Origin of the sequence: Kluyvera sp. Awk 3, assembly GCF_028069715.1 — a bacterium.
GTDB lineage: Bacteria > Pseudomonadota > Gammaproteobacteria > Enterobacterales > Enterobacteriaceae > Kluyvera > Kluyvera georgiana_A.
Genome location: NZ_JANEWH010000037.1, coordinates 24,793 through 37,994, shown reverse-complemented (window position 1 = coordinate 37,994; position 13,202 = coordinate 24,793). Strand labels below are relative to the sequence as shown.

Sequence of the window (13,202 nt, the reverse complement as noted above, 5' to 3'; positions counted from 1 at the left end):
GTTCATATGAATAGATGTTGTTCATTTGAGCGGTTCAAATCCCCCTGTTCCACAATGTGAGGAAACCGTTATGTTAACAATCGCGATTGGTGCTGATGATGCGGCAACTGACCTTAAAAACCAGGTGAAATCCCACTTACAGTCGAAAGGCATAGAAGTTGTCGACTTCAGCCATGATGTCGGTGATAACCCACTGATTTATCCGGATATCGCTTTTAATCTGGCCAGTGCCATTGGCGACGGTACCTACTCACGCGGCATTCTGTTGTGCGGTACGGGTATCGGTATGGCGATTGTGGCTAACAAAGTCCCCGGCGTACGCGCCGCGCAATGCCATGACACCTATTCCGCCGAGCGAGCACGCAAAAGCAACGACGCTCAGGTGATGACTTTAGGCGCACGCGTTATCGGTCCAGAACTGGCAAAAAACATCGTTGATGCCTGGCTGGCATCAGAGTATGAGGGGGGGCGCTCTGCACCGAAAGTCGACAGAATCAACCACTACGAGAAATTGGGTAAGTCTGCATAACACCATTAGCCGCTCAACCTCTGTTCTTTGAAAGGATCAAGATTATGAGTCAGTTAGATGAACTTAAACGCCTTACCACCGTCGTGGCTGACAGCGGCGACATTGAAGCTGTGCGTCGTTTTAAACCTCAGGACGCTACCACTAATCCGTCGCTAATTGTCAAAGCCGCGGCAATCCCGCACTATCAGAATCTGATCGATGATGCCATTGAATTCGCCATTCAACAGGGTGGCTCCCAGGCTACACAGATCATCAACGCCAGTGATAAACTGGCAGTGAATATCGGGCTGGAGTTATTGCGCCATGTGCCTGGTCGCGTCTCTACCGAAGTCGATGCCCGTCTCTCCTTTGACCGTGGCCTATGTGTCGCCAAAGCACGCAAACTTATTCGTCTGTACCAACAGCAGGGAGTTGATAAATCTCGTATTCTTATTAAGTTAGCCGCGACCTGGCAGGGTATTCGCGCTGCGGAAGAACTAGAAAAAGAAGGTATTAACTGTAATCTGACACTGCTGTTCTCTTTCGCCCAGGCTCGCGCCTGCGCTGAAGCCGGGGTGTACCTGATTTCACCGTTTGTAGGGCGGATTTACGACTGGTATCAACAGCATCAGCCGCAGGACCCGTATTGTGCGGATAACGATCCGGGCGTGGTATCAGTGCGAGATATCTACCACTACTACAAAGTGCATGGCTATCCGACGGTAATCATGGGCGCCAGTTTTCGTAAAACCGAACAGGTACTGGCGTTAGCCGGGTGCGATCGCCTGACGATTTCTCCAGCTCTGCTGAGCGAACTGGATGAGCAAGAAGGTGATGTTGAAAGAAAACTGAGTCCCGATGTTGTGGTAGAAAATCGTCCATCGCCGATAAGCGAAGCTGAGTTTTACTGGCTGCACCACCAGGATGCGATGGCTGTGGATAAGCTGGCTGAGGGCATTCGTTTGTTCGCCCAGGATCAGGAGAAACTTGAAGCGCTGCTCGCAGCCCGGATGGCAACGCAAAAGGGGGCTGTCGATGCCAGCGTGTAAAACTCTTGCTAATGCTATTCGTGCGCTGAGCATGGACGCAGTACAGAGAGCCAATTCCGGTCATCCGGGTGCCCCGATGGGTATGGCTGACATTGCCGAAGTCCTGTGGCGTGATTTTCTGAACCATAACCCACAAAATCCGTCCTGGGCTGACCGTGACCGCTTTGTGCTGTCTAACGGCCACGGCTCCATGCTGATCTACAGCCTGCTGCACCTCACCGGCTACGATCTGCCGATGGAAGAACTGAAGAACTTCCGTCAGCTGCACTCTAAAACGCCGGGTCACCCGGAAGTGGGTTACACCGCTGGCGTTGAAACCACCACCGGTCCGCTGGGTCAGGGTATCGCGAACGCCGTAGGTATGGCGATTGCAGAGAAAACGCTGGCGGCGCAGTTCAACCGCCCGGGTCACGACATCGTTGACCACTTCACTTACGCGTTCATGGGCGATGGCTGCATGATGGAAGGCATTTCTCACGAAGTGTGCTCCCTGGCCGGTACCCTGAAGCTGGGCAAACTGATTGCCTTCTACGATGACAACGGCATCTCCATCGACGGCCACGTTGAAGGCTGGTTCACCGATGACACCGCCAAGCGTTTCGAAGCCTATAACTGGCACGTGATCCGCGGTATCGACGGCCACGACGCCGACGCGATTAAACGTGCCGTAGAAGAAGCGCGTGCTGTCACCGACAAACCGTCTCTGCTGATGTGCAAAACCATCATTGGTTTCGGTTCTCCGAACAAAGCCGGTACCCACGACTCTCACGGTGCGCCGCTGGGCGCAGACGAAATCGCGCTGACCCGCAAGCAGCTGGGCTGGAACTACGGTCCGTTTGAAATCCCGGCTGACATCTATGCTCAGTGGGATGCGAAAGCCGCCGGCCAGGCGAAAGAAGCCGCGTGGAACGACAAGTTCGCTGCTTACGCGAAAGCCTTCCCGCAGGAAGCTGCAGAATTTACCCGTCGTATGAAAGGTGAAATGCCGTCTGATTTCGACGCGAAAGCGAACGAATTCATCGCGAAATTGCAGGCCAACCCGGCGAAAATCGCCAGCCGTAAAGCGTCCCAGAACGCGATTGAAGCCTTTGGTCCTCTGCTGCCGGAATTCCTCGGCGGTTCCGCTGACCTGGCGCCGTCTAACCTGACCATCTGGTCTGGCTCTAAAGCGATTAACGAAGACACCGCGGGTAACTACATCCATTACGGCGTGCGTGAATTCGGTATGACCGCGATTGCCAACGGTATCTCGCTGCACGGTGGTTTCCTGCCGTACACCTCTACCTTCCTGATGTTCGTTGAATATGCCCGTAACGCGGTGCGTATGGCCGCGCTGATGAAGAAACGTCAGGTGATGGTCTACACCCACGACTCCATCGGTCTGGGCGAAGATGGCCCGACTCACCAGCCGGTAGAGCAGATTGCTTCCCTGCGCGTGACCCCGAACATGAGCACCTGGCGTCCGTGTGACCAGGTTGAATCCGCGATTGCGTGGAAATACGGCGTAGAGCGTCAGGACGGCCCGACCGCGCTGATCCTCTCCCGTCAGAACCTGGCACAGCAGGAACGTACCGAAGCGCAGCTGGCGAACGTGGCCCGTGGTGGTTACGTGCTGAAAGACAGCGACGGCCAGCCGCAAATCATCCTGATTGCGACCGGTTCCGAAGTTGAGCTGGCCGTGGCCGCTTACGAAAAACTGACCGCTGAAGGCGTGAAGGCGCGCGTGGTTTCCATGCCGTCCACCGACGCATTCGACAAGCAGGATGCGGCTTACCGTGAATCCGTGCTGCCGAAAGCCGTCTCTGCACGCGTCGCTATCGAAGCGGGCATTGCTGACTACTGGTTCAAATACGTGGGCCTGAACGGTGCTATCGTAGGTATGACCATCTTCGGTGAGTCTGCGCCGGCCGATCAGCTGTTCAAAGAGTTTGGCTTCACCGTAGAAAACGTCCTCGCGAAAGTAAAATCACTGCTGTAATTACATTTTCTCTGAAATGAAAGGGTCGCTTTGGCGGCCCTTTTTTATATCGACACGTGGTTTATGCTTGCACGTTGTGCGGTATGACACCGCACTTGGAAAACTGAGTAGCAAACCTGGTATACTTGGGAATGAGTATGAATAAATCTTTCCGCTCTAGCTGAGAGTATGTGTGGCATTTTTATTGTAAATATGACGTTGTTATTCATGTGTCAACTTAAGCCACGGATTATTTACCGGTACTCTCTCTCCAAACACCACCCCCGGATCCGCCATCAGAAAACCTTTCAACAGATTACTTTTCTTTTGTGGCGCGTGAACCTCGCAGGTCCAGATAAAACTGTCATCATTACAGCGCAGGGCCAGCCCTGACTCCTGAAACATTCGCTGTGCCAGTTTCCAGCCGTCACCGGTATCACCTGTTGTTTCTGTCGCGTATATCCTGAAGATCCCCGGCGTTATCAAAAAAAGGTGGTTTTCCACCACATGTACCTTGCCGTTCCGGGTATTCACCGTGCCTGAAGGGCTGGTGTGGTTCTTCAGCCACTGCAGGAAGTTGTTATTGTCACCAAGCCTTGGGTCGTCTGCTATCTCCGGCAGCGGTTGAGTTGGGGCGCTAAGTTCAGGGACGGGTTCCGCTTCGCTTACCGGCGTCACATCACCGGCAAAACAGGCGGGACGTTGTTCGCCTGGCTCCCAGATTGCAGACGGCGTCAGGCGCAGCAGCGTCAGCGGTTCAACGGGCGACCAGCCCTTATCCGATCGGATAATGCAGCGCCAGATCGCTTTATCTTCGTTGGCAACGATAAGCTGATGTGCCAGCAGTTCGTCAAACAGGCGGTTATTATTTTCCGGTACGCTGGCTACGCCATGCTGGAGCAGCCAGGCGCGAACCCGGTCGGCGGTGGTTTTGCTGATAAGCCACAGCGCATCCTCCGTCAACCAGCCATCTGATCCGCATTCGGGATTATTGAGCCGGTACTCGTTCTGTACCAGCGACCGCAAGGCTGTAAGAAGTTGCTGGGGGAAGGAAGAGGGCTTTTGCGCCAGCGCGGTTTTGATATCGCCGCCGAGGTATCGGGCGACAGAGGCTTTATCGGCCTGCTGCACCAGTTCCGCCAGTGCGCCAGCCCTTTCGTAGTGTCCGGTGAGCTGATAAATCAGGGACGCAAAAGCCACCGGGTATCCGGCCAGCCAGTCCAGTAATGGCGAGGGTATCAACTGATTAATCAGCATTGCGCCAGCCGCCGGATGCAGATGATAGTCGCGACCGTGGCTCGGGTATTGCCAGCGATAAGGCTGCGCCAGATTACCCTGCCACGGATGCCAGCCGGTGCCATCCAGTTGATGGATCTCCATATCCACGGCGATTTTTCCCGTATCATGCAGCAATGCTGCGCAGACTACTGTGACCGTCCATGCGCTCGCCTGTCGGGCTTGCTCTTCTGCGCCCGCTTCCGGTGGCAGCAGATAACCCTGACGCAGCAGGATAGCGTTGCAGGCAACTTCCAGCGAATGATCCAGCAGCCCGCCGGGAGTGGAATGGTGATGACTTTGTGAGGCGGGCAGCAGTTGTACCAGTGCGGCGAAGCGATGAATCGCCGTGAGGATCCAGCTATCAAACAGGGTATCCGGCAACGGGGTCAGTTGCCGTAACTGCTGCAAACAGGACTGGCGTAAGGGTGTCGCCAGCAATCGCTCTGCGGATTGTGGCGCAAACCAACCCTCCGGCAGCACAGCGTCTGGCGCAGGTGGCTGGCTCCGGGATGATCTTTGTAGCCACTTCAGCATATTTCTCCTTTGCGGGCAGGCCCCTTTGCCCTTGTCGCCCTTCCTTTGCAGTTTCGCCCTTTGGGCCTTTTACATTTTTATGAGTAAAAACGGTATGCTCTGATGCGCATATCTGGCGTTGTATTTATGATTGAGGAGTAAAAAGTGGCCGACGTATTGTAGGCCACTTTAAAACTACCACCAGGCATAAAACATCAGCCTGTCCCGCTCAAAATCAAACGTCTCCAGCGTCTCTTTCACCCAGTGGGTGACGGCGCGGACATCCTTCCAGTAGTGTTCTCCATAATCGGTATATCCATAGAAAAAGCCGTCAATCGTGGGATAAACCGCGCCGCAGTTATCCGGCGTCAGGCTCTGCAGGTCACTCAGAAGCGCCTGCAAATGTGCTTTGGTGACTTCCAGCAGCACCTGGTTGCGTACCAGCCCCACGTGTTCATCCACCCATTTGAGTAACGGGTTCACCTTGCGGAAATAACCCACTCTGGCGTACTGGCTTTCATCGGGCGCGTTTTTTGTCCGTTCGAAAAAGAAGATGTCGAGTCCCATACATTGTTCCTCATTCCCCTTCATCCTTCAGGCCGCAGGTGCGTTGGCTTTCCTCGCTCACCCCGGTCACGTAGTTTGTCTACGCTCCCGGGGATTCGCTGCGTCGCCGCCTTCCTGCAACCCGCATGATTTTGGGGAATATTGAAGGGGAGCAACTTCCCGGCGGGGAAGGCTCCCCGTGCGGGTGGGCTGTCAGGCGCTAAGCTGACAGGGTTGTGGTACAGCGTTGAGCAGCCATTCACTGGCGTGGCGCGCCATACCGCTGGCGCGGATCACTGCCCGCTTGTCCTGGCGCAGGATATCCAGCCAGTAGCCGATATAGCTGGCGTGCTGGAGCCTGCCCTGAATGCCGCAATGGGCGCACAGGAAGGCGCTACCCATCTCCGCCACCATTTCCTCGGCGGCGTAGCTCGCTTCGGTGCGTTCCGCTCCGGCAATACCGGGGCGGTTGAGGCGTGAAGTGTGTCCGGTAGCGTGCGTCAGTTCATGCAGTAGCGTGGCGTAATACGCCTCGCTGCTTTCAAACTGTTGCGGGTGCGGCATCATCACCAGGTCGGTCGCGGGTTTGTAATACGCTTTCGACTGGCGGCGATGGCGCAGCGTCACGCCGCTATTCATCGTAATGGCTTCAGCCATCTCCACAGGCTCTGCGGGCCGGGTAAACGGCTCTGACAGCGACTGCGGCAGGCCGTTGCACTGCGACAGGTTAAACAGCCGAAATTCACGAATAATCCCGAAATGCCGTACCTTTGGCTCGCCATCTTTATCCAGCAACGGCTGGCCGAGTGCATCGGTCTCTTCCTGCGTGCGCGGTAGATACAACACCGCCAGAGAGGATTTCTCCCCCCGGCGCACCTGCCCGCCGAGCGCGCTGACCTGATGGAACGTCAGCCAGCGGTCGCTGGCGAAGCTCTGCTTGTCGGCGCTGTTCCACAGCAGCGGCACGTTGATGCCGTGATACGGTCGACCGGATAACGCATTGATCGGGAACGGCGGCTCGCCATCGCGCCACGGGCGGATCCACGGCACATTGCCGTTTTCCAGCTCAGCAATAATCTGGTCGGTGACTTTCTGGTAGATATCGTTGCTTCTGTCCATTGTGTGATCCTCATGGAAGAAGCCGGAACCCCCTCCGTCCGGAAGCGACTCCGGCGGGGAGAGGTTATGCCTGTTCAGCCATCGGGACCTGCACATAGTGGCCGTGATAGTTGAGCGACAGCGGTAATGCGACAGGGACTTTCATATCGCCCTGTGGCGGCTGGCAGTAGATCGTAAAGGTGACTTTCTTGCGGGATGCCCCGGCGGTACGCAGGGTTAGCAGTACGGCGAGCAACAGATTGCCCAGCCGTTCTTCCATCTGTTGCGGGTCGGCGGGAAATTCCACAGCGGATTGCCAGACATCAGAGGCGATAACCACCGGCATTAACGACGGTTTTTTATCGAAAAGCGACATGGTGTTTCTCCTGTCAATGAACAGGGAACACCCTTCGCAGGGCGTTTCCCTGCGGGATGGAATCGTACGGGTATCCTGCGCATTTGCGCCGTTAGCACCTTCCGGATACATGGCGAACTTACTGCATGGCTGGCGGTAGTGTTTTCTGCGCGGATGATAAAAGGGAGGGGAAAATCATTACCGGGACTGAAGAGTTTTGTCGTTCCTGAAATGTGAGCACAGGCAGATTGATGCGCACGCATCGCTCAAAAAATGATCTTTTCAGGCGGGTGCTGAAATCAGAAAAGCATATGACCCTGAACAGTAAATACAATGACTGGAGGGATATGCTAATGAACCAACAAGATATAAACGCATTAAAGAATTTTGATTTTCTGGCACGCAGTTTTGCCCGTATGCACGCCCTGGGCCAGCCAGTTGATATCGATGCCGTGACCGGCAATATGAGTGATGAACAGCAAGTATGGTTCCGGGAGCGATACGACCACTACCGAAAGCAGGCTAAGCGCGCGAGAGTGATAGAACTGCGGTGATGTAACGAAAAACGGGCTTAACGGCCCGTTGCGTTTTTCAGGCTCAAGCTGTCTATCATGAGATTGTCACTGACACGACAGTGTATGCGGTGCGCATAAACTCAGCTTTAAGACCCGTTCATCACATCGTCAGCAGGAAAGGCTCAGGGAATACGCGTTTTACTGACGATCATTTTCCCGGCCTGTTCGCCAGCGCTACGGATATCACTGACCGCGCTGCCCATCACCCCAGCGACGGCTACGCCGATCCTGACGCCTGCCCACGTCAGCGCGCCCAGCCAGAATGCGGGTAACACCAGGAACATCACGCCCATAATGATATTCACAATCAGATCGTCGGAGGTGTTTTGCAGGCCCCAGAGGTTGAAGTACGAGTGGGTGTCACTGTCGTACATCATCTGCATCAGCCAGTTATCCAGCCAGCGGGCCAGTTCCCACCAGAAGGTGAGAAAGAACAGGGCGAACTGCACAACGCTCAGCGTGATGACCGTTTTAAGATCCCATGCCGAGAACAGCAGAATGACCGGAATACAAATCACCAGTGCCATTTCGAGGAACGCCTGCACCATCGGCAGCGCCTGGCGGACACTATCAAACGCCGGAAACAGGGCGTAGCTGGAAAGCCCCGCGCCGATGATCCCGCCCACTCGGCTCAGCAACTGCGTCTGGCTAAGATTATCTCCCGCATTCCCGCCAAACCCGTTGTACACCAGTCCACCCTGCGAGACCTGCATGTTGCGTGGGCTGACCAGCGATCGCAGTACCGCTTCTTCATACTCCTCTTTCGACTGCTCCAGTTTTTGCAGCCGCTGCCAGAGCGTGGTATCGACCTGCTTCAGCAGGCGGTTTTTCAGCCCCGCATCACCATCGGACCACCACGCCTTACACGCTGGATAGCCTCCGCCACCCGTATTGCTCAGGCCATCATCGCGGCTGGCGTCATAAGGCCAGGCGGCGCGGGGCGAACGGGAATGATCGTGGTCGTAATAACCCGGCGTGGCGAGGTAAAATGACGATCCCACCCAGTCCGCTTCCCGGCTCTGTCCCTCACTGATATTACTGCCCAGCCGCTTGAGTCGTACCCGCGACGGGCCATAGCAGTCGTTCACGAAATCCTGTAGTTCCTGCGCCAGTGCCGGATCGGCGAGCCGGATGTGCTGCACCTCAAAGCGTAACTGGCGCAGGTCCGGTTTGCAGGGTAATGCCGCGACAGCGGCGCTGGTGATGCCTTTGCCCAGCGCATGCGTGAAGTACCACCACACCGGAACGGAAGCGCTCTGGCCGCTGAGTTCGTTGATCAGCGGTGCATAGCCGGAATCGCCGGGCTGTACCACCGACCAGCCGCACTGTTTTGTGCGCTGGCTGTCGTACGTGAGGGCGTTGATATCGACATTCAGAAACGGCACACCCGCGAAGAAGATCACCAGCAGGGCGCTGTAGAGCGAGTGCTCTACCCAGACGACCAGCAGGCGGGCGACGTTGCCTTCATCCGCCCCCTGGCCGCGCGCTTTCAGCCACAGCGCAACCAGTTTTGCCAGCAGGGGGAGGGCGAACAGCCCGGTGGCGGTCAGCGTCTGCCACACGCCGTTGTTCACCAGCCAGCCGAGCAGGGTGAGTATGTACTCAAAATAGCTGTTGGCGGTCATCGCGGACTGTCCGGCTGCGGGTTATTGAGGTTGTGCAGGCGGCGGTCGCTGTCGTCCGGTACCTCCACCGCCTGTCCCTGAAGCTGGTCGCGCTGCTGTTTGCGTTGCAGGATAAGGCTTGCGGTATTGCGCGTCAGTGCCTGGCGGAAATCGAGTTCCAGCTTAAGCTGGCTCAGCTCTTCATCCAGTTGGGCGGTGGTTTTGCCCAGGCTCTCCTGCGCCTCTTTGACGTTGGCGATATTCGGTTCGCGCATGCCCGCGAGCAGCGTGCGCCGGGCCAGCAGCGCCTGTTCGGTGACGCGGGCCAGCGCCAGCTCTCCCGCCAGCCGTTTGGTGAGAACTGCAATATCCGGATCGTCGCGCAGCGCTTCCACGATGCCACGGGTCAGTTGCATGGATCCGCCGGAGGCTTTCGCCAGATTGTCGAAGCCGGGTTTCTGACTGCCATTAACCAGATCCGTCAGAAGGGGCAGGATCTTTGCCTTTTCTTCGTCGATCAGCGGATGCAGGCCGATCCCCGCCTGTGCGCCGGAACGTGCATCCGGATCGTCGGTCGCCTGCCCCACGCTGATAGTCTGCTCGCCGACCACGCGGGTCATCCATCCGGCGGCCTCTTCGGGAGATGTCCAGGTGCTACAAAGTTCCCCGTCGCATTCAGAGGAGGTAAGAGATGTGGTGCTGGTGGCGGGCTGCTGGTTGAGAATATTCCAGCCTGCGGCAGTGGCGTCATGGACCACCTTAATCGGCGGCTGGCCTTTGCCGCCGCGCTTTTCGCCGCCCACCCAGCGTTTACCCTTTTCGGCGGCCTCTTTGGCTGCTTTCTGGTCGGTGCGGATGGCGTCATTATCGCTGGCGGCTAGGGACTGGTAATTTTCCGCTTTGGCGCCGGAAAACCAGGCGGAATCTGTCGCTAAATCGGTCATCTTCTCCGCCATTTTCTGGCAGTTCAGCAGCGACTTATCAAAATCCAGCCGTCCCTGCAGCACGCCGTTGGTCAGCAGATCATAAAGCTGCGGATTGGCGCGCTGGATAATCATCGCGGGCAGGCTGGCAACTGCGCCGGTGGCGCTCTGGATAACGTTGCCCATCAGCTGCTGGAAGCCATCGGTGATGCCGTTTAGCTGGTTACGCACCGTGGTGTCGATGTCGAAATTGCCGCACATCATATCGGCGTTCCAGCCAAGACCTACGCTAAGCGGCGAGGGGCTACGGCGTACCGAAGGCGGCATGACCGCTTCACCGCCGCCAATCTGGTAGTAAAGCAGGTCGTCAACCGCGCCCTGCTTGCGGAAACTGTAGTCGTCTGCCGCCACGCAAACCCCGGCGAAAAACAATAAGACCAGGAAAAGGGCTCTCATCACCGCCTCCGTTAACCCGTACTGCCGAGGAAGGTTTGCCCCCGGCGCGGACAGCATTTATAGGGCCGCCACAGCGTCCAGGCGTACGCGCCATCCTCTGCCAGTTTGTTGGCGTAGGTGTCAGTGGTGCTGCCATCCGGGAAAACTGAACAGGCGGCGGATTTTTTCGGCCTGAGCATCTGCCAGCGATGGTTATCGCTGTCGCCTTCGATAACCGGGGAGGGCGGCCAGTACCCGGCACGCGATGAGGCGGTCAGTGGCGTGTAGATATGCGGTTGACCGGTACGCGTCACCAGATCGGCCACGCGCTGGGCGATAACGGCGGCAGATTTATAGTCGTGCGTCTGGCTGATGGCGCCGGCGCGCGGGAAGATATTGCCCCACATATCGCCGTGCTTACCGACTTCCCGCATGCCCGGCGTCAGCGCTTCCGGCCAGGTCATTTCCGGCACACCGCTGCGCCACGCCAGCACATCCAGTTGACTCAGGAAATACGGTTCAAAAGGCTGCGATGACGGCGAGCAGATATAGCCAAACTGAGTGAAAAACGTCGCCAGTTCATCGCCTGCCGGGAAGCCGATGGCATCGGCATTCTTAAAGCGGATCTTGCTGTGCTGGCTGGCCACACGGGGATTCGTATCACCACCGCCTTCGGCAATGCCGGGCAACGGTGGGCTGAGTAACGACATCTCCGCCCACGGATTTTGCCCGGTGTTGCTGTAAGCCGATACCACCAGATCCGGACGAAAATGGCTGACCTTCACCGACGTGCGTACCGAGCAACCGAGCGGCGTGCAATAGAGCCAGTAGCACAGGCCGACCACCCGATAGTTCACGCAGTCCGGCGACAGGGCGGAAGCGGCGATTTCCGGCGTGGTAATGGCTCTGAGCGGGAAAGCGGCGCACAGCATCAGGGGCAACAGAAGAGTGAAACGCTCAGGCATAACGCCTCCGGTAACAGGGGGTCTTTTACCGGGTGTAGCGCAACGCTTTCGTATTTACTGCATAGAACTAAAGGTTGCATAGAAAAATTGTGGAGTTTTACATCATTGCCTGACGGGTGATCCCCGAGTGGCTCCTGCTCAGGCACGATACCGGACCACTGATTACGTTAAATATATAGGGCTCCTGTTGTTGTGGCATATGAAGAAAAATTGCGGCTAACTGGATGGGCTGGAGTGAACTAAAGAACAAAAAAACCACAGTGAAAATTTCGTTTTGTTGTTTTATCAAGGTACGGGCTAGTTGATTTTTAGGTTGTGGTGCATTGCAAACTTATTCTCAGTTATTGCCGGGCGGCAGGTTACCGACTAGCCTCACATCAGTCTTCTCATCAAGAATCAAAGAGCTGTCAGCATATCAAAGGTAAGAATGCGCAAGCGACCAGGCCGAGTCGCGATTTTTTCCATACGCGCGCTGCCAGCCTGTTTCATTGGAATATTAATAGCCAACAGCAGGGGCGCGAATATTGAGAGCCGCCCTGACAACTATATCGAGAAAGATTTTGCCTGCGGCCTTCTGCTATCAGAGCGATGATGATTTCAGTGTGAATAAATACCTCTCATGCCACTCACAACGCGGGTCGTTATGTCCCGGAGTGGTCGGTAATTGTTTTGGAATGAAGCGATTTTCTGGGTTCGCGTTTTTTTAACGTGTGGAGGTAACGGCCCGGCCAGATCTTTGATGGATGTATCTCCAGCGCGTTGGCAATCAGCCATTCCCCTTTCGGCCACGGTCGTGTCAGGGCATTTGCCAGCGTGGACGAGGCCAGCCCCGCTTCCCGTGAGAGTTTCGCCAGACTCGTACCACGCTTGTGTAAGGCGGCAATGATGTCGGCGGGGTGCCAGTCTTTTTTAGTCATTCCGTTTACCTCTCAAATCTTGATGCTACGTTTTTCGTAGTATCTAAGTCATTAAAAAACTACGAATCTCGTAGTTATGCAAAAACGACTCAGACAACGGGATGTTTTCATCCGTCGATTAAAAGAAGCCCGACAGCGCTTAGACATTTCTCAGACTGCTGTGGGGATTGCTGCGGCTGTAGATCCTTCTGTTGCAAGCACCCGTTTCAATCGCTACGAGAAAGGTGTTCATGAGCCTGATATGGAAACTGCTGCACGGATAGCTGATGTGCTGAATGTTCCCCTACCATGGCTGTTCACTTCGGATGAGAATCTTGCTGAACTGATTCTCAACTTCGCAGCCCTCTCTCCTGATGCGCAACTCCAGTTACTGGAAACGTCCCGCCAGATGGTAGGTATCTCCCCTGAAGATGATGCTTAAGATACAGCCTCTTTTAACCTGTTACTGTAATACTACGTTAATCGTAGTATCGGCAGCA

At 56.0% G+C, this 13,202-nt stretch carries 13 protein-coding genes; 5 read left to right on the top strand and 8 right to left on the bottom strand.

Going from position 1 to position 13,202, the window contains the following annotated elements:
* Positions 1-70: 70 nt before the first annotated feature.
* The 3 genes from rpiB to tkt are packed head-to-tail and all read left to right on the top strand — an operon-like array spanning position 71 to position 3,535.
* Positions 71-529, top strand: a complete 459-nt coding sequence (rpiB, locus tag NNN71_RS10165) for a ribose 5-phosphate isomerase B (protein WP_267453711.1) — start codon at positions 71-73, stop codon at positions 527-529.
* A 44-nt stretch (positions 530-573) separates the two neighbouring features.
* Positions 574-1,557 carry a transaldolase gene (tal, locus tag NNN71_RS10160; protein WP_267453710.1) on the top strand — a complete coding sequence of 328 codons (984 nt, stop codon included), beginning with the start codon at positions 574-576 and terminating at the stop codon, positions 1,555-1,557.
* Positions 1,544-3,535, top strand: coding sequence for a transketolase (tkt, locus tag NNN71_RS10155; protein ID WP_267453709.1), 1,992 nt, complete (start codon positions 1,544-1,546; stop codon positions 3,533-3,535). The genes tal and tkt overlap by 14 nt, the downstream gene beginning before the upstream one ends.
* 201 nt (positions 3,536-3,736) lie before the next feature.
* Here the strand turns inward: tkt and mobH are convergent, their stop codons facing one another.
* From mobH to NNN71_RS10135, 4 genes are all read right to left on the bottom strand, one after another.
* On the bottom strand, positions 3,737-5,326 hold the full coding sequence (gene mobH, locus NNN71_RS10150) for a MobH family relaxase (RefSeq protein ID WP_271458421.1): 1,590 nt from the start codon (positions 5,324-5,326) through the stop codon (positions 3,737-3,739).
* A 174-nt stretch (positions 5,327-5,500) separates the two neighbouring features.
* Entirely contained in the window at positions 5,501-5,872 is a 372-nt protein-coding gene (locus NNN71_RS10145) for a hypothetical protein (RefSeq protein ID WP_267453707.1), read from the bottom strand.
* Positions 5,873-6,064: 192 nt separating this feature from the next.
* Positions 6,065-6,970, bottom strand: coding sequence for an ArdC family protein (locus tag NNN71_RS10140; RefSeq protein WP_271458420.1), 906 nt, complete (start codon positions 6,968-6,970; stop codon positions 6,065-6,067).
* Between the two features lie 64 nt (positions 6,971-7,034).
* On the bottom strand, positions 7,035-7,325 hold the full coding sequence (locus NNN71_RS10135) for a hypothetical protein (RefSeq protein ID WP_267453705.1): 291 nt from the start codon (positions 7,323-7,325) through the stop codon (positions 7,035-7,037).
* Between the two features lie 332 nt (positions 7,326-7,657).
* On the opposite strand from NNN71_RS10135, the gene glgS reads away from it, so the two are divergent.
* Positions 7,658-7,858, top strand: coding sequence for a cell surface composition regulator GlgS (gene glgS / locus NNN71_RS10130; protein WP_267448879.1), 201 nt, complete (start codon positions 7,658-7,660; stop codon positions 7,856-7,858).
* A 143-nt stretch (positions 7,859-8,001) separates the two neighbouring features.
* Here the strand turns inward: glgS and NNN71_RS10125 are convergent, their stop codons facing one another.
* The 4 genes from NNN71_RS10125 to NNN71_RS10110 all read right to left on the bottom strand — a co-directional run bounded on the left by NNN71_RS10125 (position 8,002) and on the right by NNN71_RS10110 (position 12,723).
* Positions 8,002-9,504 (bottom strand): conjugal transfer protein TraG N-terminal domain-containing protein, encoded by a 1,503-nt coding sequence (locus tag NNN71_RS10125; RefSeq protein ID WP_271458419.1) that lies wholly within the window; start codon positions 9,502-9,504, stop codon positions 8,002-8,004.
* Positions 9,501-10,862, bottom strand: coding sequence for an integrating conjugative element protein (locus NNN71_RS10120; protein WP_267453703.1), 1,362 nt, complete (start codon positions 10,860-10,862; stop codon positions 9,501-9,503). The genes NNN71_RS10125 and NNN71_RS10120 overlap by 4 nt, the downstream gene beginning before the upstream one ends.
* A gap of 11 nt (positions 10,863-10,873) precedes the next feature.
* Entirely contained in the window at positions 10,874-11,806 is a 933-nt protein-coding gene (locus NNN71_RS10115; RefSeq protein WP_267453702.1) for a TIGR03756 family integrating conjugative element protein, read from the bottom strand.
* A gap of 641 nt (positions 11,807-12,447) precedes the next feature.
* Positions 12,448-12,723: a helix-turn-helix domain-containing protein gene (locus NNN71_RS10110; RefSeq protein WP_267453701.1), complete on the bottom strand. Its 276-nt coding sequence runs from the start codon at positions 12,721-12,723 to the stop codon at positions 12,448-12,450.
* Positions 12,724-12,799: 76 nt separating this feature from the next.
* On the opposite strand from NNN71_RS10110, the gene NNN71_RS10105 reads away from it, so the two are divergent.
* Entirely contained in the window at positions 12,800-13,144 is a 345-nt protein-coding gene (locus NNN71_RS10105; RefSeq protein ID WP_153944359.1) for a helix-turn-helix domain-containing protein, read from the top strand.
* The last annotated feature ends 58 nt before the right edge of the window (positions 13,145-13,202 follow it).

Coding starts and splice junctions, on each gene's coding strand:
- NNN71_RS10115 (WP_267453702.1), bottom strand. CDS start 11,806: ATGCCTGAGCGTTTCACTCTTCTGTTGCCCCTGATGCTGTGCGCCGCT.
- NNN71_RS10110 (WP_267453701.1), bottom strand. CDS start 12,723: ATGACTAAAAAAGACTGGCACCCCGCCGACATCATTGCCGCCTTACAC.
- tal (WP_267453710.1), top strand. CDS start 574: ATGAGTCAGTTAGATGAACTTAAACGCCTTACCACCGTCGTGGCTGAC.
- mobH (WP_271458421.1), bottom strand. CDS start 5,326: ATGCTGAAGTGGCTACAAAGATCATCCCGGAGCCAGCCACCTGCGCCA.
- NNN71_RS10125 (WP_271458419.1), bottom strand. CDS start 9,504: ATGACCGCCAACAGCTATTTTGAGTACATACTCACCCTGCTCGGCTGG.
- NNN71_RS10140 (WP_271458420.1), bottom strand. CDS start 6,970: ATGGACAGAAGCAACGATATCTACCAGAAAGTCACCGACCAGATTATT.
- NNN71_RS10135 (WP_267453705.1), bottom strand. CDS start 7,325: ATGTCGCTTTTCGATAAAAAACCGTCGTTAATGCCGGTGGTTATCGCC.
- NNN71_RS10120 (WP_267453703.1), bottom strand. CDS start 10,862: ATGAGAGCCCTTTTCCTGGTCTTATTGTTTTTCGCCGGGGTTTGCGTG.
- tkt (WP_267453709.1), top strand. CDS start 1,544: ATGCCAGCGTGTAAAACTCTTGCTAATGCTATTCGTGCGCTGAGCATG.
- glgS (WP_267448879.1), top strand. CDS start 7,658: ATGAACCAACAAGATATAAACGCATTAAAGAATTTTGATTTTCTGGCA.
- NNN71_RS10105 (WP_153944359.1), top strand. CDS start 12,800: ATGCAAAAACGACTCAGACAACGGGATGTTTTCATCCGTCGATTAAAA.
- NNN71_RS10145 (WP_267453707.1), bottom strand. CDS start 5,872: ATGGGACTCGACATCTTCTTTTTCGAACGGACAAAAAACGCGCCCGAT.
- rpiB (WP_267453711.1), top strand. CDS start 71: ATGTTAACAATCGCGATTGGTGCTGATGATGCGGCAACTGACCTTAAA.